23 protein-coding genes are annotated in these 22,184 nt (G+C 35.4%); 4 read left to right on the top strand and 19 right to left on the bottom strand.

Features of this window, described 5'->3' with window-relative positions; genetic code table 11:
- The coding region (locus R6U02_RS03915) for a septation ring formation regulator EzrA (protein ID WP_410262325.1) at positions 1–1,598 on the bottom strand (1,598 nt) is incomplete at its 3' end.
- A 129-nt stretch (positions 1,599–1,727) separates the two neighbouring features.
- On the opposite strand from R6U02_RS03915, the gene R6U02_RS03910 reads away from it, so the two are divergent.
- Positions 1,728–2,192: a GAF domain-containing protein gene (locus R6U02_RS03910; RefSeq protein WP_410262324.1), complete on the top strand. Its 465-nt coding sequence runs from the start codon at positions 1,728–1,730 to the stop codon at positions 2,190–2,192.
- A gap of 143 nt (positions 2,193–2,335) precedes the next feature.
- Here the strand turns inward: R6U02_RS03910 and rpsD are convergent, their stop codons facing one another.
- The 9 genes from rpsD to R6U02_RS03865 form a co-directional block, all read right to left on the bottom strand.
- Positions 2,336–2,941 (bottom strand): 30S ribosomal protein S4, encoded by a 606-nt coding sequence (gene rpsD / locus R6U02_RS03905; protein ID WP_410262323.1) that lies wholly within the window; start codon positions 2,939–2,941, stop codon positions 2,336–2,338.
- Positions 2,942–3,171: 230 nt separating this feature from the next.
- Positions 3,172–3,567 carry a DUF2177 family protein gene (locus R6U02_RS03900; protein WP_410262322.1) on the bottom strand — a complete coding sequence of 132 codons (396 nt, stop codon included), beginning with the start codon at positions 3,565–3,567 and terminating at the stop codon, positions 3,172–3,174.
- A 65-nt stretch (positions 3,568–3,632) separates the two neighbouring features.
- Positions 3,633–5,402 (bottom strand): DegV family protein, encoded by a 1,770-nt coding sequence (locus R6U02_RS03895; RefSeq protein ID WP_410262321.1) that lies wholly within the window; start codon positions 5,400–5,402, stop codon positions 3,633–3,635.
- 754 nt (positions 5,403–6,156) lie between these two features.
- The gene (locus R6U02_RS03890) at positions 6,157–7,284 is read right to left on the bottom strand and encodes a hypothetical protein (protein ID WP_410262320.1); all 1,128 of its coding nucleotides are present in this window, start codon (positions 7,282–7,284) and stop codon (positions 6,157–6,159) included.
- Positions 7,285–7,453: 169 nt separating this feature from the next.
- Entirely contained in the window at positions 7,454–8,011 is a 558-nt protein-coding gene (locus tag R6U02_RS03885; protein ID WP_410262319.1) for a sugar O-acetyltransferase, read from the bottom strand.
- Positions 8,008–8,643 carry a DUF1054 family protein gene (locus R6U02_RS03880; protein WP_410262318.1) on the bottom strand — a complete coding sequence of 212 codons (636 nt, stop codon included), beginning with the start codon at positions 8,641–8,643 and terminating at the stop codon, positions 8,008–8,010. Before R6U02_RS03880 ends, R6U02_RS03885 begins: the two co-directional genes overlap by 4 nt.
- Before the next feature lie 103 nt (positions 8,644–8,746).
- Positions 8,747–9,436, bottom strand: a complete 690-nt coding sequence (locus R6U02_RS03875) for a 5'-methylthioadenosine/adenosylhomocysteine nucleosidase (RefSeq protein WP_410262317.1) — start codon at positions 9,434–9,436, stop codon at positions 8,747–8,749.
- Between the two features lie 22 nt (positions 9,437–9,458).
- Complete coding sequence (locus tag R6U02_RS03870; RefSeq protein ID WP_410262316.1) at positions 9,459–9,692, bottom strand: hypothetical protein; 234 nt, start codon at positions 9,690–9,692, stop codon at positions 9,459–9,461.
- Positions 9,693–9,694: 2 nt separating this feature from the next.
- On the bottom strand, positions 9,695–10,255 hold the full coding sequence (locus R6U02_RS03865) for an NUDIX domain-containing protein (RefSeq protein WP_410262315.1): 561 nt from the start codon (positions 10,253–10,255) through the stop codon (positions 9,695–9,697).
- 173 nt (positions 10,256–10,428) lie between these two features.
- Here R6U02_RS03865 and R6U02_RS03860 point away from each other — a divergent pair, with 173 nt between their 5' ends.
- The 3 genes from R6U02_RS03860 (at position 10,429) to R6U02_RS03850 (ending at position 12,717) form a co-directional block, all read left to right on the top strand.
- A complete protein-coding gene (locus R6U02_RS03860) occupies positions 10,429–11,121 on the top strand; it encodes a 5-bromo-4-chloroindolyl phosphate hydrolysis family protein (RefSeq protein WP_410262314.1) in 693 nt (230 codons plus the stop codon).
- Positions 11,122–11,169: 48 nt separating this feature from the next.
- Positions 11,170–12,378: a toxic anion resistance protein gene (locus tag R6U02_RS03855; RefSeq protein ID WP_410262313.1), complete on the top strand. Its 1,209-nt coding sequence runs from the start codon at positions 11,170–11,172 to the stop codon at positions 12,376–12,378.
- 96 nt (positions 12,379–12,474) lie between these two features.
- Positions 12,475–12,717, top strand: a complete 243-nt coding sequence (locus R6U02_RS03850) for a GlsB/YeaQ/YmgE family stress response membrane protein (protein ID WP_410262312.1) — start codon at positions 12,475–12,477, stop codon at positions 12,715–12,717.
- A gap of 61 nt (positions 12,718–12,778) precedes the next feature.
- Here the strand turns inward: R6U02_RS03850 and R6U02_RS03845 are convergent, their stop codons facing one another.
- The 9 genes from R6U02_RS03845 to R6U02_RS03805 form a co-directional block, all read right to left on the bottom strand.
- Positions 12,779–12,979: a cold-shock protein gene (locus R6U02_RS03845; RefSeq protein WP_410262311.1), complete on the bottom strand. Its 201-nt coding sequence runs from the start codon at positions 12,977–12,979 to the stop codon at positions 12,779–12,781.
- 183 nt (positions 12,980–13,162) lie between these two features.
- Positions 13,163–15,943: an isoleucine--tRNA ligase gene (gene ileS, locus R6U02_RS03840; RefSeq protein ID WP_410262331.1), complete on the bottom strand. Its 2,781-nt coding sequence runs from the start codon at positions 15,941–15,943 to the stop codon at positions 13,163–13,165.
- Between the two features lie 265 nt (positions 15,944–16,208).
- Complete coding sequence (locus tag R6U02_RS03835) at positions 16,209–16,883, bottom strand: DivIVA domain-containing protein (RefSeq protein ID WP_410262310.1); 675 nt, start codon at positions 16,881–16,883, stop codon at positions 16,209–16,211.
- A 68-nt stretch (positions 16,884–16,951) separates the two neighbouring features.
- Entirely contained in the window at positions 16,952–17,737 is a 786-nt protein-coding gene (locus R6U02_RS03830) for an RNA-binding protein (RefSeq protein ID WP_410262309.1), read from the bottom strand.
- Between the two features lie 6 nt (positions 17,738–17,743).
- Positions 17,744–18,004, bottom strand: a complete 261-nt coding sequence (locus R6U02_RS03825; protein ID WP_410262330.1) for a YggT family protein — start codon at positions 18,002–18,004, stop codon at positions 17,744–17,746.
- A 64-nt stretch (positions 18,005–18,068) separates the two neighbouring features.
- Positions 18,069–18,536: a cell division protein SepF gene (locus R6U02_RS03820; RefSeq protein WP_410262308.1), complete on the bottom strand. Its 468-nt coding sequence runs from the start codon at positions 18,534–18,536 to the stop codon at positions 18,069–18,071.
- Positions 18,537–18,559: 23 nt separating this feature from the next.
- On the bottom strand, positions 18,560–19,798 hold the full coding sequence (ftsZ, locus tag R6U02_RS03815; protein WP_410262307.1) for a cell division protein FtsZ: 1,239 nt from the start codon (positions 19,796–19,798) through the stop codon (positions 18,560–18,562).
- A gap of 32 nt (positions 19,799–19,830) precedes the next feature.
- On the bottom strand, positions 19,831–21,141 hold the full coding sequence (gene ftsA / locus R6U02_RS03810) for a cell division protein FtsA (RefSeq protein ID WP_410262306.1): 1,311 nt from the start codon (positions 21,139–21,141) through the stop codon (positions 19,831–19,833).
- A 228-nt stretch (positions 21,142–21,369) separates the two neighbouring features.
- On the bottom strand, positions 21,370–22,182 hold the full coding sequence (locus R6U02_RS03805) for a cell division protein FtsQ/DivIB (RefSeq protein WP_410262305.1): 813 nt from the start codon (positions 22,180–22,182) through the stop codon (positions 21,370–21,372).
- Positions 22,183–22,184 lie beyond the last annotated feature (2 nt).

The raw sequence follows: 22,184 nt of genomic DNA, 5'->3' as shown, positions 1-22,184 counted from the left end.
AATAAAGCTTCGCTGTACTTGATCGTTTCAATCACACCCGGATATTCCTCTTTATACCGGTATAAGCGTTGACTAGTTAATTCAGTGAGTAGCGCGCTATCCACTATTTTTTCTGTTTCATCCGCTAAATGCTCGATGTCCTCATCACACAACGTATGAAGCTTCGTTACTTCTTTGAAATCTAATTTCGGTCTTGCTAACTCTACCGAAAGCTGTTCTAAATGATCAGTAGTGTAAAAAAATATGTCTAAATAATCATCAGGAAGTCCTGGAAGATGTTTTGCTTGTATATATCTTTTCATTTCTCTTAAAGACTTCTCCATGTCCTCAAGATCATTTTTGATTTCTTTTTCTTTGTCTCTATAAGAATATAAACTTTCCGATAAAGAATTATAGGATTTCGACAAAATCTCAAATTGATCAAAGGCTTGATTTAATAACGTTTCTGCATCTGAGTAAGCTATTTCATTTTTTTCAACTTGAGCTGAAACGTCGGAGACAATTTGTTTTTCTTTTTTCATGATCTTATTCAGTTCCAAATATGTTTCATGCTCTTCTTGATAAAGATGATAACTTTGGCCTATGCGGTCAAGTTCCAAACTCAGCTCTTTGCTTTGATTAGTAACATAATACATGATTTTCGGCAATTTTCTAGAGAGCTTTTCAGTAGCATATTTGGCATTAATTTCTTTTTCCATTGTAGTGTATGATTCATCAATTAAATGTTCAACAACTTCTTGTTCAGCTTCAATGGCTTTAAGTTTAAGCTTGGATAATAATTTCTTTAAATGAGTGATTTTTTCAGCAAGAAGAGCGATTCGTTCTTCCATGTCAACAGATTCAGGGAAATTATACTCTTGAATAATTAATTTATTATAACCTTCTTCAATCTCTTCAAGTTGTTTCCCATAATCATTTTCTATTTTGTCATTGAGTTCAGGGATTGAAATTATCATTGTTTCCATTTCAGTTAAGCGTGATTCTAACTGACTCACAACCTTTTTGGCTTCTTCATGATCTCCTGAAGCGGTCAAGTCCGAAAATGAAGTGAATAAGTTTTCCATCACTCCCAGCTTTTCTTCAAGGCTATTAATAGATTCGCCAAACGTAAAGCTCTTGGCTAATAATTCTTTTCTAACTTTATGATAACGTTTCTTGATCGATTCTATTTTTCTCAGGTTAGCTTGTTCTCTCTGTAAAAGCTCATCTAAATTTTGAGATGTTTTTGCTAAGCTATCTTCAGTCTCTTTTATTAATTCAACTGCTTTTTTTTCGTTTTTAGTCGATTGATTAAAGCGATAACGGTCAGTGGATTGTTCAGCTTCAAACAAATGAGACTCAATTGTTTGAAGCTGCTTTCCTTCAATGTTATCAATATCCGTTATCACAGCGTTCGCTACTTCTTTCGATTGACCCGTAATCATCATTTTATCCAAAGTAAGGATCTTACCCTTTGGAATTTTATCATAGAGTTGTTTTTTTTGACTATCCAGCTCATCAATTCTTTCAAAATGTTTCCTTTTCATATAGTATGTACTGCTATAAATTAATACAGCAAGTAGTACAAGACTTAATGTAACGATCAATTCTACTGTCATGCTTTCGCCTCCAACAATTCTTTGCCTTTTATGGCTTAGTCTCTCTTTTGTATAGTATATCAAACTTATGTAAATTATGTTATACTAGCAAGCAAATTAAATAAATTTAAATACAGAAAGGATCAACTTATGTCACGTGCAATAAAATTCATGTTAAATAAACAACTAGATGCCATTATAAAAGAGGAAAAAAATACTATAGCTAATTTAAGCAATGCTTCTGCTTTGTTGTTTGATCAGCTTCCCAGTATTAATTGGGCCGGCTTTTATTTATGGGATCCAGAAGATGATGAATTAGTTTTAGGACCCTTCCAAGGTAAAGTTGCTTGCATTAGAATCAAACATGGTGAAGGGGTCTGCGGGACCGCTCTTAAAGAGCAACGGTCACTAATTGTGGATGATATTAATCTCTTCCCCGGTCATATTGCCTGTGATGCTGAAAGCCAGTCAGAAATAGTCGTTCCTATAACAAAAAACGGCAAACAAATCGGTGTTCTAGATATTGACGCACCTATAAAGAACAGATTCTCAGAAGAAGACCGCTCTATGCTAGAAGAATTTGTAGCTGTTTTATTGCAGTATATAAATTTTTAAACACTCTGCACATCTGTAAAAAATAGTTTATTAATGATACTTTACTTTTCCACAATCCAGGTTTTTCTTTGATAACCGAGTAGTGAATTAAATAATCATAAAAAAAAGGCTGGGACAGTGTCCCAGCCTTTTTGCAGATTTTATTATCTGTTGTAGTACTCAACGATAAATGCTTCTTCAATTTCAGCAGCCATTTCTTCACGTAATGGTAAACGTGTAAGTGTTCCTTCTAATTTTTCATCATCAAATGATACAAAATCAGGACGGCCAAAGATTGATTCGACAGATTCTTTGATTATTTTCATATCTCTAGATTTTTCTCTTATACCAACAACATCATTAACTGATACGCGGAATGACGGGATATCAACGCGTTTACCATTAACAGTGACGTGTCCGTGGTTTACTATTTGACGTGCTTGACGACGTGTTGTTGCCAAACCAAGTCTATAAATAACATTGTCTAAACGTTGTTCTAGTAAGATCATGAAGTTAACACCCTGTTTACCTTCACGGATTTTTCCTGCTTCAGTGAACAAGTTAAAGAACTGACGTTCATTTAATCCATACATAAAACGTAATTTTTGTTTCTCTTTTAATTGCATACCATATTCTGATAATTTAATACGTCCTGTAGGTCCGTGTTGACCTGGTGCGTAAGGGCGACGTGCTAGCTCTTTACCAGTACCTGTTAAAGAGATGCCTAAACGTCTTGATTTTTTCCATGATGGTCCAGTATATCTTGACATTATAAAATTCCTCCATTGTTAAATAAGTTTATGGAGTAAAATAACGTATGAAAGCTCAGTAATACGTGCAGTTTCTTTTCAATCTTCACCTTTGCAGCCGCTGGTTACACAATTGCGCTCATATAATTCATGGCAAGAAACTGTTGACGCGGTTACCGCTTTCCGCTGCGATATTTTACACAAATTCAATTATAGCTTTTTTTCGGTTCAAAGTCAATTATTCTTTTAATCTAAAGCATCGAAGAAAAATAAAAACTAATGGTTGATACGACTCCACCTAAAGTTGTACCCCAAATTAAATCGATAACGGTAATCTTTAATGGCCAATTTTCAAGAGTGGCCAAATTGGTTAAATCGTAGGTTGCGTAGGTAATAAAACCAAAGAACATCCCTCTTAACAGTGCCTCAACGATACTTTCTGACAATAAAGCAGGTTGAATAACAAAGAATACTAAACCGAGAATGAATATCAAATAAAATATAAAGGCCGCTAACCAATTGGGACGATCCTTCATAATGAAACCAATTTGATCTCTATATAATTTGTTGGCAATAAGACCTAACCAAACCATATCGACCAAGAAAAATACAGCAAGCGTGATCATGTAAATAATAAAATATCTCACTAGATAACCTCCTATTTTTTCGGTAATTTAGCAATAAAAATGCTGTTTTTTTCAAAATCATGCTCTTATTCAGTAATATATGCGACTGCAACGGCGCCAATACCTGCACCTACTGCAATAACACCAGAACTCTTCGTGATATATTCTGGTTCTTTATTTAATGCGTCTTTAAGGGAATCAGCAAAGTCTTTTCCTAACAGAGGATCATCTACATAGGTAACAGCATAGTGTTTGATGCCTTTTGTTTCATTGATATGTTTCATGTGTTTCAATATTTTTTTAAGCGCTCTCTCGGGCTGGAAAGCAATTTTAAAGATCCCACCTTCACCATTCTCATCCAAGGTGATTATCGGTTTCAATCCTACTTTCTTAGCAATCCCACCTGCGCGTACGCTAAGTCTTCCGGAAGCAATCATATTATCTAGGGTATTGATTTTAACCAATATTTTAGACTTTCCAATCGATTTTTCTGCATCTGATAAAATCTCATCAACAGATTTATTAGCCTTTAAGTTTTCAATTGCTTGCCATACGATTAGCCCTTCCGCAACAGAGTTTTGTTTTGTGTCTATAATGTGAATCGCCTGCTTGTTCTCATTGAACTTTTCAGCAGCTTTTGAAAAAACGTTATAGGTTCCGCTTAATGCTTGTGCAACGGAAAAGACCACAACATTCTCATAATAAGACAATAAATAATGATAAGCATTTTCGATACTCTTAATCGTTGGTTGTGATGAAGTTGGGTGGCTCTTCTTTGATTTAGCTAAGTCAAAGAGTCTTTCGTTACTTACGGTAAGTTTATCTAAATAAGATTCGTCCCCAACCAATAACGATATGTTAACCACATGAACTTGGCCGTCATCGATCAGTTCTTGTGGCAAGTCAGCAATCGAATCAGTCATAATAACAGTCTTATATTTTCTGTTGTGGATCCGGTCATACTGCTGAACCATATCATCGACCTTCTGTTCAACGATACTTCCATGATCAGAAAGGCGTTTAAACATCTCGGCTGGATCATTCGTATGAATGTGTAATCTAGTTTTTGTTTTACCTTTAACTTGAACAATAGAATCGCCAATATCAGATAAGAGACTTTTTAAATCAGCCACGTCTGATTTCTTTTCAATTAAAGCTTCAGTACAATAGCGATAGTTAAAAGCATCGTTATCATGATGTTGAATCGCCGGAATGATTTCTTCCACTTCTGTAATATCTTTTGAAATCAAATGTCCGTGTATGCCATCCAAAAACCCTTTAATAAAGTAGGCAAAGCCTTTAGCCCCTGAATCGACAACAGACGATTGCTTAAGAACTTTTAACTGATCGGTTGTGTTTTCAACTGCGATCTCTACGTTCTTAAACGCTGTTTCAAGCAGTGTATCAAAGGTTTCATGGTGACTTAGTTCTTTACTTAAAGCATCATGAAACACAGTCATAGTTGTTAATATAGTACCTTCAACAGGTTTTTCTATTGCCTGATATGCATATTCCATCCCATTTTTACTTGCTGAAACAAAGTCTTCTTTTGTGATGACTGTTTCCGCAGTTATTCCCTCGCTGAATCCCTGAAAGTACTGGGCAAAGATTAACCCAGAATTCCCTCGTGCGCCAATAATTGCTGAATCTGCAATAGACTCCAAGGTTGTCTTGGTATTTTCTTTTAATTCTGAATGGTGAACGATGCTATACATAGTAGAGAAAAGATTACTTCCAGTATCACCATCTGCTACCGGGAAGACATTGATTTTATTTAAAAATAACCGGTTGTTCATAACCTCTTTTGCCCCGTTGATTAAGCTGACATATAGTTCGTCGTGTGTAATTGTGTCCATAATTGCCTCCCATCTTTTTCTCGTAGTCGGATCAGTCAATTAAACCCAAAAAACGTCACCGTTATTTGGGTTTAATGAGCTCATCCAATAATTTGAAAAACTGCTTTTTTTTGTTCTTTTGCTTCGACTAACTAGCACTACTAGGAACTAGATAGCGTTATTAATATTTGACGATTATGACACAATATTCCACTTAATTTAGTGTACATATCTATAACAAATTATACAATAAAATCTATACACCTGTCATTAATACTGACTCATTTATCAACCCCTGAAGAAATAAATCAGTTTCATCTCTTTCTACAAAGCTATAATAAAATTTGTAGTCAAATTAGGGTTCTATAGTTTGAAAATTTTCCAGGAATATTGTTCATTAAATTTGAAACAGAAGAAATAAACTTTAGTCAGTTTTGTTGAAATCCGTTTGTTTAAGTAGCAGTCTGGTCTAAATGATCCACTATTTTTTCATTTAGTCCATGCTGCGAAGTGACAAAATCATGCTATTAACCATAAAAGTATAACAAAAAAGAAGTGGATACGGCTATAAATTTTTTCAAAAATATAAAAAAACTCAAACTCTCTTAAATTCAATTGAAAAAATGATAAAGTGATTCGATTCGAAACATCGGAAAAAGAAAATAGATACCATAAAAAAAGGAAGAGAGCTACGTGGCTCTCTTCCTTTAAGAATCTGTTGTTAGACCTTTTCTTAATAAAAAGTCAAGGGTTAGATTTTAATATGGTCTAAACTTTAAAATCTTAATAAAGCGGCAATACCTGTATTTGATGGCATACTCGCTTTGTCTAACACATAAACATTTCCCTTAGTTTTCAGTACATTCTGAACTAACTGATTGACATAAATTTTTGTTTCTAGACCTTCTTGATATTGACCATTTTCATCGATGGTCCCATTGACTTGATAGTGATCCTCAAGTAGCAATGTATCGATTTTCCCTTGAATACTTGCCATGGCTAAGTCGTTGTATTGTGCCCCTAATTTAAATTCAGGTGTTGTTTCTTCAAATTTTTCAACGAGTTTCTCATAACGTCGATTAATTATTTTATCGACAACTTCACTTGTTTTTGCCTGAATATCATTAGCTAATAACTGGGCTGAAGAGGCTTCTACTCGTGTTTCATCAAGATATGCATTTTTTGAAATCCTTTTGAAATCGGCAATGTTTTCAGGTAGCGCGAACAACACTAAAGGTAATCCAGTCGGTTTAGAAAAATGTTCATTCACATATTTATCTATCACTCTGAAGTAATTGATCTGATCAATTTCAACTTCATTACTTTTCTCATTGTGGCCATGGAACATACCTGTGCCGGGTCCGCCAGCATAATCCGCTACGTTTAACGCCCCACCGGTCAGTTCCTCTCCTAATGCTTTCGTCAATGTAATCGGTGCGTCTTCAGGTAGGTCTATTTTTTGAATTCTATTTTCACGTCCATTATATAGACTGAATTTATCATGGTTCAGACAAAGCAGATGATAATAACTAGTATACTGGAAATTAGCAATTAGAGGTAAAATGTATGCTTGCTCAGAAACGACTGTCCCTGTATAAACAGGTAGACTCAATCTATAAAAATATACCTCATCAGGTGTAATATAGAAGACAATACTTTCTGTAACTTTTCTCCAAAAATCGGTATTATCCTTAAGTCCGTTAACTTTTTCAAGTAACGAATTACAATACTTTTCATCAAATTTTTCGCATAATTTCTCTTTAGCTTGTTTTAATAAATTTTGAAATTGAATCTGATTAGCGTCTATATCAAAAGAGTTTGATTCAGAATTAAGAGATAACGAGACTACGACCTCGTTTTTTTGTAAAAGTTCATCGGTTGGAAACGCAAACAGTTCTATCATGTGCTTCACCTTCCATTCATTATTTTCTTCTGGACTAACTAAGCTACTTGCTAGTTAGAGAAGAGTTCTATAGTTATATCATATCTAAACATGCGGAAAATGTCTAAAGATATGCTATATAGAATAGACTAACATCCGGTATAATAAAGCTGTTTCAACAAAATTTTCATCAAGCGTTATCAATGATTTTTATTATTTTCGCCGGGACACCACCGATAACAACGTCATCCGAAAATGATTTTGTTACCACTGAACCAGCAGCAATGACAACATTGTCTCCCAAGGTTACTCCGCCTATTATCGTTGCATTTGTTCCAATCCAGCAATTGTCTCCAATAGTAATAGGTCTTCCAAATTCATAACCAGAATTACGTTCTGTCGCTTTCAGGGGGTGTTCAGGCGTAACCAGGCTAACTCCTGGACCCAGCATCGCATTTTTCCCAATAGTTATTGGACATACATCTAAAAAGACACAATTAAAGTTCGCATAAAAATCTTCTCCGACGTGGATGTTATACCCATAGTCTAATCTGAAGGTCGGTTCTACCGTAATATCCTTTCCTGTACTTCCAAATAATTCTTTAATGATTTTTTTTCTTTCCTGATCTGTCTCCACCCGATTAAACTCTTGTGCTTTTGAATGAGCTGACGCTCTTTCTTTTACTAACTCCATATCAGAAGCCTTATACATTTCCCCAGCAATCATTTTGTCTTTTTCGCTTATCATTTCATCTCTTCCTTCTGATACAAATCCAGCAGTTCTTTATACATAGGTAATAAACCATTCAAAGTATCTTCGAAAAATTCTTTTTGTTTAGAATCGTCATTTAATTCATCGCTTGAAGGGATTAAAACTCGCCCCACCATAAACTCTCCTTTTTTCACATTAATCAATCGTTTTAATGTTTTTTCTACTGTATCTTCTTCGGCTGATTGAATATCGGGTTTCGTGTGATCTCCTGAAACAAAATAATCATCGTTTAGATTGTCCCATAATGATCGACGCTTTAAAAGATATTCTCCCATAGTTATTTCATGTTTTGGATTATCGATCAGAGATAAAAACATAAAAATATGTTTTTCATTAATGCCGATTTGAATATGGGGATATTTCTTATATCCTCGCTTGTTGCCGCCAATTGCGCTCCACGTCGACTCTGGCGCATTTGTTGTTCGTCTTCGGTGTTGGGCAATGTGAAAAGATCCTTCAAATTCAGTGTAGGCATTCACATCTGCTATGTAAGCATCCCCTATATGTTGAAAAACAGGTTGAATCTGCTCTCTAATGGCACTCATTCGTTCATCGAGTCCGTCGATATTAAATATATCGAAATCAGAATTCCTGAAATATCCTTTCATTTTATTTCCTCCTTAGGGTCTCTAGTTATTGCCTCAGACTTCTAGATAGCTCGTTCACCTATCTAAAAGCCTGAGGCAATCGTTCCATCTACTTTATTCTTATTTACAGTAAAGAAATAAACTGTATGACCGTATCGGCTGATTTTTTTCCAACTTTTTCTATAAATTCATCGAATGATACTGAAGCTTCTTCGTCTGCCACATCTGATACAGCTCTAATGACAACAAAAGGAATATCGAACTGGTAGCACGTCTGTGCGACTGCGGCTCCTTCCATTTCTGTTACTAGGACATCTTTGAAATGTTCACGTATTTCGCTGATTTTTTCTTTGTCACTGATAAAGGAATCCCCCGTTACGATCAGCCCTTGTTTGATGTCCCAATTTTTATTTACTGCTGCTTTTTTAAATAGATCGATTAAATGTGGATCTGATTGATACGTGCTGGGCATTTGCGGTATTTGGCCATAATCGTAGCCAAATACTCGTGCATCTGCATCGTTATAGGATAACTCCGATGAGATAACGAGGTCTTCCACGGTTAAGTCGTCGCCGATTCCACCTGCTGACCCAGTATTTATGACCGCTTCTACTTTATACGTATCAATAAGCAGTGTTGTCGCAATTGAAGCATTGACTTTACCGATACCTGATTGTACCAGGACAACTTCAGTCCCATGAATGGTTCCTTCATAAAAATGTTGATTCGCTTTTACTGATTTTTTTAATCCTTGTAATTGAGCAACAATCTCTCTAGCCTCTTGCTCCATCGCAGCTATAATACCTATTTTCATATTTATCCTTCCTAAACGCTTTTTATATAAAGAAAACAAAAGACAATACAATTAATAATAATAATGCAACAATTATAATAGCGAGAGTCAAACGTTTTTCAATTAACCGATATTTATCCATTTCATTTGATCTTTTTTTTGTTGTTCTTCCTACCTTGTTTAATTTTCGTTCTGTTTTCTTGGTTTCTTTAGTTAATAGTTTTTCTTCTTGTCCTTTTAATTTTTCTTCTTCTTTTTTCTTTATTCTAGATGACATATTTATTCTCCTAGCTTCATCTCTAATTTTTTCATTTTCCAGTAAAATAACGCAAAGACTGTCTTCGAGTCTCTCAACAAGCCCTGTTCGTATAAATCCCATGCTTCATCATACGTTGCTATGATAACTTCCACGGTCTCATCATCATCCTGTGTTAAAGAATCATCCACAATATACAAATCCGTTGCTTCATAAATCTCTAAAAATTCATCCGTAAAACCTGGTGTACTATAAAAAGAGGTCACAAATTTCCAGGATTTTGCATTGTAATCTGTTTCTTCTTCTAATTCTCTTTTTGCTGTATGCAAACCATCAAGATCCGAAGCGTCTTTTAATCCTGCCGGTATTTCAATACTCACTTGATCAATAGCTTTACGATATTGCTTGACCAGAACTATTTCACCCGATTGTGTAAAAGGTATGACGGCTGATGCGCCTGCGTGTCTCACGATTTCTCTTTGAGACATTTCTCCGTTAGGTAATTTCACTTCTTCTACAATATATTCGGTTACATTTCCCTTGTAAATGGATGTGCTTTTAATTGTCTCCTCGTAAAAATTCATGCCTTCATCTCCTAAGTGGTTATTATTTTTATCATACCCTATTTATGGAAGTATTTCATCTCACTCAGTACACTTCTTATAAATCCATCTAAGGTCTTATATAAATTTCTTCTGATTTTGTGATATTATTAGGGTAGAAGAAACTTATCAATTCATCAGAATGGAGGATCAATATGAAACAATCAAATACACGTTTAAATATCACCTATGCACTGACTTTATTCGCCATTATGTTCATCTTTCTGTTAATGGTCGGATTTGAAATAAACATCTTTATATCCTTATTAGTAAGCATCGGAATAGGTGTCTTTATGCTCAATCTATTGACAAAAAACGCTAGTGGATACTCAAAAGAAAAATTACCTCGTCTTTCCAAAGAAAAAGAAGAGTTCTATTCTTCCAAAGGATTATCCAAAGAAGATATAGATTATTTTAGACGAACAATGTTTCAAGCTCAGCAACAAATCGTTTCTATAGAGCAGCACATGCAAAAGTCTGGTAAACTCAGAGCAATAGAACACCGTAACAACACAGTCGCCTTATCCAAAGAATTATTTAAAGATATCACTCATGAACCAAATAGACTACATGACGTTGATAAATTTTTATATGTTCATTTACCATCACTAGCTGACCTTTCTGAGAAGTATCTAGAAATTGAAGGACATAAAGCCAAAAGTAAAACAACTTATGATATTTTAGAAAAAGCAGCACTTACCATTGATAAAATGTGCGAGCAGATCGCTGAAGATTATGTAAAATTTAAAGCAGATGACATTCAAGACATGTCCGTCGAAGTTGAATTAGCTAAACGTACACTTAATCATAAGCAATCAGACACACAGGATTTCGATAGTTCCATTTAGACAATTAAACTCGAATCCAATATAAAAATTATACGAGAGGTGTAACCTATGCCAAATAATCACGAAAATTCGTTTGATACCCATAAATCAGCAGACATTGATGATTTACTCACAAACCCATTTGGTTCAGAAAAAACAGATATTGACAAGGTCAAAAAAGCGAGTCGATCGTTGACAAAAAAAACTGAAGTAAAAAAAGTGATCGATACACTCAGTGACCAACGCAAGACACAAGCTTACGAACTAGCCAAACAAATAGATGAGTCTAACAGTGATTCCATTTTGGATTATGGCGCTCAGGCTCAACAAAAATTAGGTGAGTTCTCTCATTCTGTTCTCAGCCATGTCCAAAATCAAGAAACCAATCAAATTGGTGAAACGCTCAATGACTTGATGTTTCGATTAAAAGAAGCTGACCCTAATGAATTGAAAGCTGAAGATCAAAATTTTTTTCAAAAGATGTTCAGAAAAATCAATCGGTCTATTTATGAAACGACAGCTAAGTACCAAAAAATAGGTGCCCAAGTAGATAAAATAGCTGTTAAATTAGATAAAGAACGTGAACTTTTATTAAATGATAATGAAATGCTTGAAGAATTATACGATAAAAATTATGACTATTTTGAAGCTTTAAATGTTTATATTGCTGCGGGAGAAGTCAAGATAGAAGAATTACAAAGTAAAACCATCCCTAAAGCGATTGAACATGCTGAATCGAGTGAAAATCAGATGGAAGTCCAAAAAGTCAATGACTTGAATCAATTTTTGAATCGACTTGATAAGCGTGTGTATGATTTAAAAACAGCTCGTCAAATGACTATCCAGCAGGCACCACAGATTCGTCTCATTCAGAATACGAATCAGGCTTTATCAGAAAAAATCCAAACTTCTATTAACACAGCTATTCCTTTGTGGAAAAATCAGATCGTAGTTGCATTGACACTGCTTCGCCAAAAAGAAGCCGTAACTGCTCAAAGACAAGTATCGGAAACTACTAATGAATTGCTGAAAAAAAATTCCGAAATGCTGAAAATTTCTTCTATCGAAACAGCAAAAGAAAACGAACGAAGCATCATCGATATAGACACACTTGAAAAAACACAGTCAGATTTAATGGAGACTTTAGAAGAAACGTTAAATATTCAAAGAGAAGGACGATCTAAACGCAAAGAAGCTGAAGTACAACTCACTCAGTTAGAGAATCGTTTAAGAGACCAATTACTAAAATTAACCGAACCCGATGATACGACTGAATAAATTTATTTAGTTCTCGAGTCAAAAAATTTGAATAAAATGTGACGGTTTCATATACTGTGTAAGCAAGATCATAATTCAGATAGAGGAGAGATACGTATGGTAGGATTTATTTGGTCACTTATTATTGGAGGAATCATTGGTGCAATCGGTCAAGCTATCGTTGGTACAAATGTTCCCGGTGGTATTATTGGTAATATCATAATTGGATTCATTGGCGCTTGGGCTGGCCACGCATTATTCCAAATGGGGCCACAATTAGCTGATTTTTATATTATACCAGCTATTGTCGGTGCTATTTTAATCGTTTTCTTATACGACTTGATTGCAAGCCGTCTATAAAATTAAATTCAATAAATAAAATAAAAAAAGACTTCCTTTAAAAGGAAGTCTTTTTTCTGTTTTATATTTTTCTTACGTTTGCAGCTTGCGGTCCTCTTTCGCCTTCTACGATATCAAATTCAATTTCTTCACCATCGTCAAGTGACTTATATCCTTCGCTATCTATTGCGCTGAAGTGAACGAATACGTCTTCATGTCCTTCAACCTCAACAAATCCGAAACCTTTTTCTGCGTTAAACCATTTTACTTTCCCTTGAACCATTGTGCATCCTCCTAAAAATGTATTGCAACAGACATCAAACATGATACATGATTACTGTGTCAATCTTTTCAATCTCCATTACACTTAAATTATACATAAGAAACCGTTTTATTTCAACATAATGATTCATAAAAAAAGAACTTCTCTAATAAAAACCATAGAGAAGTCCTTTTTATATATATATTAATCCTGAATCAATACTTCTGGATAATGCTCTTCACAGATATCATGACAACGTCGGCATAAGAATTCATCTTCAGATAACTGAATACTATCCTCAGTTGTAATACGGCATCGTGTACACACATCCCCTTGCATTCTTTCAACTAAAATGGATACATTCTCGAAATCTAATATTCTGTCGTCTTCTGGTTTTTCTTCCAAATCTTTCACATCGATCTCTGAAGCAATCAATATTTGTCTAATATCACTGTTCAAACTATTTAATAGCTCTCTCACTGACTCGGAAACAAACAAGGTTGTTTTTGCTTCAAAGTCTTTACCAATGACTTTATTTTCTCTGGCTACTTCATTAGCTTTCAGCACTTTATCACGTAAAGACATGAATGCTTTCCACTGGTTTAATATCTCATCTGAATTACTATAGTCTTTCACTTCAGGGAATTCGGCTAACTGAACAAACTGTTCTTCTTCTTCTAAATAACTCCAAATTTCTTCAGCAGTATGAGGTAAGATTGGTGTGAGCATCTTAGTCAAGTCTCTAACGATGTGGTAAAAGACTGTCTGCATCGCACGTCTGTCGTATGCATCCGGAGCATCGATATAAAGAATATCTTTCGCAAAGTTAGCATAAAAGTTCGATACATCTAGCGTACAGAAATGATTGATTTCTTTAAAGATATCAGGGAAATTATAACGTTCATAACCGTCAACGACATGCTCGACTGTTTGATTCAATTTATTCATCATGTATTGATCAACTGGTCTTAAGTCGGCATAAGCAATGCCATCCTTTTTGAAATCGAAATCTTCTGTATTTTGAATCAAGAAACGAATGGTATTTCTTATTTTGCGATATACTTCTGATACCTGTTTTAAGATATCCATACTTACTCTAACATCAGCTTGGGTATCAACACTAGAAACCCATAAACGAATCAAGTCTGCACCCATTTGTTTGATAACTTTATTGGGATCGATGACATTCCCAATCGATTTACTCATCTTCTTACCTGCCCCATCTAAAACCATTCCTTGTGACAAAACAGCTTTATAAGGTGAAACACCATTTATGGCTACCGACGTTGTTATACTGGAGTTGAACCACCCACGGTACTGATCAGATCCTTCTAAATACAAATCAGCTGGGAATGTAAGGTTTTCTCTTTGACGAAGAACGGCATGATGTGAAGATCCTGAATCAAACCATACATCCATAATATCCGTTTCTTTTGTAAATATACCATTAGGGCTAGAAGGATGTTCGAAGCCTTCTGGTAATAAGTCTTTTGCTTCTCTCTCAAACCATACATTTGAACCATGTTCAGCAAATAATTCAGCTGCATGTTCAGTTGTTTCTGGGGTAATAATTGACTCTCCATTTTCACCATAAAATATAGGTAGAGGTACACCCCATGCACGTTGTCTCGAAATGACCCAATCTCCACGGTCACGCACCATGTTATATATACGTTGCATTCCCCATGGTTGTATCCAGTCTACTTTTTCAACAGCCTCTAAAATATCTTGTCTAAAATCATCTATAGAAGCAAACCATTGTGGTGTCGCTCTAAATATGACAGGTTTTTTTGTTCGCCAGTCATGCGGATAACTATGTGTAAAGAATTCAAGTTTTAATAAAGCATCCTTCTCTTCTAACCATCCGGTGATTATTTTGTTTGCTTTATCGTAAAATACACCTTCTAATCCAGGTGCTTCGTCAGTAAAGCAACCTCTACCATCAACTGGTGATATGATGGGCAATTTATATTTTTGACACACAATATAGTCATCTTCACCATGACCAGGAGCGGTATGAACCAAACCAGTACCATCTTCCAATGTAACATGGTCCCCGATAATGAGCAGAGATTCTCTATCGTAAAATGGGTGTTGTGCTGTAACACCTTCTAAATCTTTACCTGGAATTTCTTTGATCAATTTGACCTCGTTCCACTCCAAGGTTTCAGCGACTTCATCAGCCATTTCAGATGCCACGACAAATTTTCTGCCATCTGCTTCGTATACGCCATAATTTGCATCAGGTTTAACTGCGATAGCCAGATTAGCCGGTAGTGTCCATGGAGTAGTTGTCCAAATAACAAATGAGGTATCCGTATCAAGTAAAGATTTACCGTCTTTCACGTTAAATGCAACATAAATATTAGCAGAACGGACATCATGGTATTCAATCTCAGCTTCAGCCAACGCGGATTCACTTGATGGTGACCAGTAGATCGGTTTCAAGCCTCTATAAATATAACCTTTTTCTGCCATTTTTCCGAAAACACGAATTTGTTCTGCTTCATAATCTTTGGTTAAAGTAACATAAGGATTATCCCATTCCCCAGCAACACCCAGTCGTTTAAAATCTTCGCGCTGCTTGTTAACTTGTTTCCAGGCATAGTCTTCACATAATTTCCTGAATTCTGCAACAGACATTGATTTTCTATCCACACCTGTATTCGTGAGTGCTTGTTCAATCGGAAGACCATGCGTGTCCCACCCTGGTACATATGGTGAACGAAAACCTGACATAGATTTATACCTTACGATAATGTCTTTTGATATCTTATTCAAAGCATGACCGATATGAATATTCCCGTTTGCATAAGGAGGTCCGTCGTGCAGAATAAATGCCGACTTATCCTTATTCAGCTCTTGTCGCTGATTATAAACATCTTGTTCGTTCCACTCCTGTTGTCTTTCTGGTTCTTTATTAGGTAAGTTTGCTCGCATAGGAAACTGTGTTTTAAGCAGATTCAGCGTCTCTTTCATTTCCATTTCATCACCCTTAATGTTATTTTTTTTATGCAAAAAAAAAGACTCCATCCGAAAGGACGAAATCTTCGTGGTACCACCTTAATTTGAAAAGTAACATTACTTTTCCTCGATCCTTTAACGCAGGAAACGCGAATAATTACTCTTTTCATTATCCGATGACTTGAAGGATCAATTTCAGTTTCTACTTGTCAATTTCTCAGCACTCATTGACTCTCTGTGAAGTTTTCACCAAAAAGGTGTTTCAAGCTTTTTTTGATTATTTAATTTATGGAAGCTCAATAGCTGGCGTCATGCCCTCTTCATACTCATCATCAGTACTGTTATCTATTGGTAAAGATGATACTTTAGTGGTCTCTGCTACTCCCGAACGTTCTTCACTGTCTTTTTGATCCAATTCTTTTTTCACTTCTTTGATTGTCTCTATTTCAGGTTGTTCGGAGAAGGGGGGTTGTAATATATCATCCCACTCTTCTTTTTTCACTAATTCCAATTGAGATTCTATCATTAATTGGAGTCTTTGTCTAAATATTCTGCTCTGTTTTCTTAGTTCTTCTGTTTCCAATTCGATTTTACGTGCCTTAGTCACCGCATCTTTTAATAATTCATCCGCATTATTTTCAGCTTCGTGTTTTAAATTTGAAGCTTCAGTGCCTGCTTCTTTAGCAATCATTTCTGCTTCTTTTTCTGCATTAAGTTTCAATCTGTCAGCTGCTTCTTGCGCAACTAAAATAGATTTATTTAATGAATCATGCATCTGATCATAGTTAGCCAATTTTTCTTCAGCTAAAACTAATTTCTTTTCCATTTCTTTTTTCTGCTTCAAAAGCATTTCGTAATCTTTAATGATTTGATCCAGATAGTCATTGACTTGATCCTGATCATATCCTCTCATTCTAACAGGGAACTCTTTATTATGTATATCCATTGGTGTTAGCGCCATGGAAAAACACCTCCATAATTATTTGATTACTGTCTTAATATAAAAAAGTCCAAATCAGACTCAAGTTTTTATCTATTGCGGTCTAAAAAACCTATCTTGAGTCTGATTTTTTCTTTTTTTGTTTTCCCTTCGATTGCTTCTATCCGAAGTCGACCGTACCCACGAATCGAAAGGACATCATGTATACCTAGTAACATATCCGGTCTCTCGGTTTCATTCCAATTCACTTTTACTTTCTTTGATGAAATGAGTTCTTTAGATTTTTGTCTTGAAATGTGAAAAACTTTAGCCAATATGACATCCAGTCTCAAAGAAGAAACAACTTCATTTCTTTCCTCCCATGTATCCTTAGGAAGAAGAATTTCCGTATATGGGATTTCTTCGATTTGGACGGTTATGTTACCAATTTTGGTTAAAGTTGAAAGGAGAAATTGCATGATCGATACGTCAGCGAAAAATTGCCAACGTTCTCCATCAGTGATAATATCTCCAATCATTTCTCGCTTTACCCCTGCCCCCATAAGTGTTCCCAAAATTTTGCCATGAGATAAGTCAGCAAATTTTTTAGGATAACGTAGCTCGGCGATTTTAATTTCAAAATCCTCTTGTGCAGGTTCAAAATATGAAGGAGAGAGATAAAGGCGTTTTCTCTCAGCCGCCTCATATCCTCCAAAAGCTTCAGCTTTCACTTCATTATGCTGACCTATAATCGTATCCACAATATGTTGTTCCCTTGGGTCCAAGAAAGGAGTCAGATAAGGTGAATATTGTAATTCCACCTTCTGTATCCAATCCAACACGTGATCAATAAATAGTCTTTCATCTTCTCTAAAATGTTGATATAAATTTTCCATTCAGCATCATCCAATTTGTATTAAAAGATTAAATAAAAGTTGAAATACGGCTTGTACACCATACTCGATGAAATTCAATGCGAAAAAAGCAACAATTCCTGCTAAACTTATCATGCCGATAGGTGGAACAAATTTTCTGAATATACCTACGTACGGTTCACAAATCCTTATGAGAATTTGTCCCAGCTTAGATTGGTATCCGCCAGGCATCCAAGATAACAAAAAATAAACAACTAAAGCAATTCTATAAAGATTAATACCTTGCATAATCAAACTATAGATCGCTGATAATATTTGAACTAACATAATTACTTTTGGAGCTCCATTCTAATTAAAAATCAGTATTTTTTAACGCCTGTAATTCTGTACCATCAACTTCGAACGATTGAGGTGTACAGATGAATATTTCTTCTCCTAATCTTTGGATATCACCTTTAATTGCATAGGTCGTCCCCATTAAGAAATCAATCATTTGTTTGGCCTGTTCTTTTTCCATTCTTCTGAAATTCAAAATAACTGACTGATTGTTTAACAACACATCAGCAATAGACTGTACTTCTGAATATAAGCGAGGTTCGACCACTTTTATTCGTGGTTTTTTTAAAGCTTGTTGTTGATTTATAGCAACTACATTTTGACTAGCCGTCTTATTGCTAACCTTTTTATTATTAGGTGAAGCTAAAGGAGCTGTCGTTATCTTATTCTCCTTTTGAGGCGAAGCAACTTCCAGTTCATATTCTAAGTCGTCATCACTATCATTCAGAGAAAAATAATCATTTAATTTATCCTTTAAATTCATTTATACTCTTCCTTTCTGACGATTTATTTACGTCTTCTTCTGAAGAAAGGAGGAGTATCCATTTCTTCAGCATTAGATGAATCCCCAGAAGTATCCTCACGATCAAAGAGGTTTTTTGAAGAGTCAACTTTATTTTCAGCTTTTTCATCTAAATCAGCATTATGTCGATCTCTTAGATTAGGTTCTTTTCGAATATCCCAGTTACCAAAAGGATCTCTTTCTTTATTCACTGACTGAGTTTGATTTGAAGTTTTTTGGGCTACTTGTTTGGCCTGTTTAGCTTGTTTTGATTGAGAACCTCTTTTTTCAGGATCAATACCCGTAGCAATAACAGTAACGACTACCTCGTCTCCCAAATCTTCGTTGATCGACGTCCCAAAGATTATATTGACTTCGTTCGTTGCTGCTCCTGATACAATATCAGAAGCATCTTGTGCTTCAAATAGTGTCAAGTCAGAACCACCAGTAATATTTAACAATACATTTTCGGCTCCATCCAATGATATTTCTAACAACGGAGATGAAATAGCTTTTTTAGTCGCTTCAGCTGTTCTGTTTTCGCCAGAGGCTGTACCGATACCCATCAATGCTGATCCTTGGTTTTCCATTACTGTTTTAACATCAGCAAAGTCCAGGTTGACATAGCCAGGATTTGTAATTAAATCAGAAATACCCTGAACACCTTGTCGCAGCACGTTATCTGCTTCTCTAAAGGCTTCCATCATAGGTGTTTTCTTGTCTACGATTTCAAGTAGACGGTTATTGGAAATCGTTACTAAGGTGTCCACGTGCTCGCGCATAGATGCAATACCTTCTGCCGCAAAACGCCCTTTTTTAGGACCTTCAAATGTAAACGGTCGAGTAATCACACCGACGGTTAAAGCGCCTTGCTCTTTAGCGATCCTTGCTACGATTCCAGCAGCACCAGTTCCTGTTCCGCCACCCATTCCTGCAGTAACGAAGACCATATCAGCACCTTTTAAAGCTTCTGCTAATGCCTCTTCACTTTCCTCGGCAGATTTTCTTCCAACCTCCGGGTTAGCTCCAGCACCCAAACCACGTGTTAATTTAGGCCCAAGTTGAATTTTAGTTTCTGCACTCATCATATCTAACGCTTGTAAATCAGTATTAGCTACAATAAATTCAACGCCTTGTACGCCATCTTCAATCATTCGGTTTACAGCATTTCCACCTGCACCACCGACACCAATCACTTTTATCTTAGCTCCATTTGCAGCAAAAGAATCAAATTCTAAATCCATACTATTTTTCCTCCTGTAGAAATTATAAGTTGTCAATCAAAAAAATGTGTTAAAAAATTCTTGATCTTGTCTATAATAGTCTCATTGTTTTCTGTATTTTCACTCAATTGTTTTTCATTCGTATTTACTGGCTTTGTATCCTGCAGTTTAACCTGTTGGGGTAATGGAGTCTCTCCATTAAACAAAACATAATGATTCATTACTTCATGGATGTCATCCATATTCGCTTTATAATATACCAATGAAATAGCGTTTGTAAATGACGGATAACGGACACCCATAAAATCCGGGATATATTTTTTTACATGGACATTGAAAATCTCTTCAGCTAATTCTTCTATTCTGGGAATAGCTGAAGTGCCACCTGTCAAGATAATACCTCCTGGTAATTCAAGTGCTCCGATGCCATCTAATTCAGTTTTAACTTTCTCAAAAATCTGAGCCATTCTTGCTTCAATTATTTCTGCAATATATGATTCTTTGACTTGGATAGTATTGTCTTGACCAACGACATCTATCGTAATGGATTGATCATTCGCTAAGGACTCATTATCGATATACGCATACCCAACTTCTCTTTTTATCTTCTCAGCATTTTTTAAAGATGTATTCAAGACGACTGAAATATCTTTTGTGATGTTTGAACCGCCTTCTTTAATTATACTTGAAAATTTAACTTGCTGGTCATGAATAGCGGAAACAGTTGTTTGTCCACCACCTAAATCTATTTGAATCGTACCGAAGCGACGTTCGTCCTCTGACATAATCAATTCCGACATCGCTTTTGGCTGGAATAAGACATCGTCGATAGCATAGCCCGCATTATTTACACTTTTTTTAATATTATGTAAAACAGTTTTAGACACTGTCATAGCGGTTCCGTACAATTCCACTTGATTCCCAACCATTTTTCTTGGATCTTTAATCCCATCAAATCCATCTACAATAAATTCTTCAATCATCACAGATAAAAGCGTTTGATCTGAAGAAACTTTTCTTTCGCGAATCTGTTTCACCATTTTCTCTATGACTGAGTCATTAACTTCCTGATTAGCGCTGGATACATCCACGCTGACATGAAATGGATTAATCTCAATGTTCAATGCGGGAACGCCCACAATAAGTGATTCGATTGTAATACCTGACTTTTCTTCTGCTTGCTCTACAGCTTTTTTTATTGATTGAGCTGTTTCGTCAATATCAATGATCAAGCCTTTACTTATACCGTTTGTTCTTTCACTTCCAACTCCAATAACATTCATCTGACCATTTAAAACTTCAGAAACAATGACTTTAATTGAAGTGGTTCCAATATCCAAACTCGTATAAACGCCATTTTTCAATTTATTGAAACCTCCTATCTTCAAAACTTTCCTGTCTAAAATACTCTATTTTTTAAGAATTTATATATTTAAAGTTATTACTCATATCATTTTACCATAAATTGACAGCTATAATGAAGAGTGTTTATTGATTTATCAGTATTTTTCGATTACTTTTGTGTGACAATTGCAAATATCTGCTTTTAATGAAAAAAAGCAAGAGTTAAACGAGATGTTTACTCCTGCTTTTTATTCAAATCCCTCTATTTCTTCTGGGTCGTCTTCAACATCAGCTGTAAATGGAATGAAATATGCCCCTGCTTCTAAATCAAACAGTCCTTTAGCGTTATCTACTTCCGCTTTCATTTGGTGATAATAATTTATTCGTTCAGAAAAAACAGGAATAGAAACCAGTATCTCGTTGCCATCATTCATAAAAACACTTATCAGCATATCATTTCGATCATGCTGAAGATAATCGATCTCTGATATAAGCGTTTGAACATCTGCATCTACTTTTTCATATTCATCAATCAGCCACTCTAAAGGAGGACCTTCTTCAAACCCATTTAATATTGGTTGGTTAGCACTGATACGAGGAACTGCTTCATCCAGTATATCGCCATTTTCCAATATTTTTTTATACTTATTATCATTAGACAAATAAGCAACTGTCCTGTATTCCTCGATTGTAATAACAAGATCCTGAATACCTGATAAAGACAATTCTGCTTGTGCAACTTGACGGTTTTCCTGCACTATTTTTTCTTCTATTTTTCTTTTGTTCATATATTCTTCCCAAATAGAATCTCCTGAAGTTAACCCGCTCGAATCTAGAATAACCTGGTCATAAACTGCTTTAGAACCGGAAACACTTATATCATTAACTAAACGATACGGGCTGACGAAATAAAGTGAAATAAGCAATGTTAATAAAAATGATCCAACTACTATTCCCCACTTTATCAATCTCTTTCTTGCTCGTTTCAAATGAATAACAGAGGATTCTGTTGATGTTTTTAGTTTTTCTGATTCTGTAAGCTTCCCCTCATTATTACTCATAT

It is taken from the genome of Alkalibacterium sp. (genome assembly GCF_046484155.1).
GTDB lineage: Bacteria > Bacillota > Bacilli > Lactobacillales > Carnobacteriaceae_A > Alkalibacterium.
This window is presented reverse-complemented; position numbering and strand designations above follow the sequence as displayed.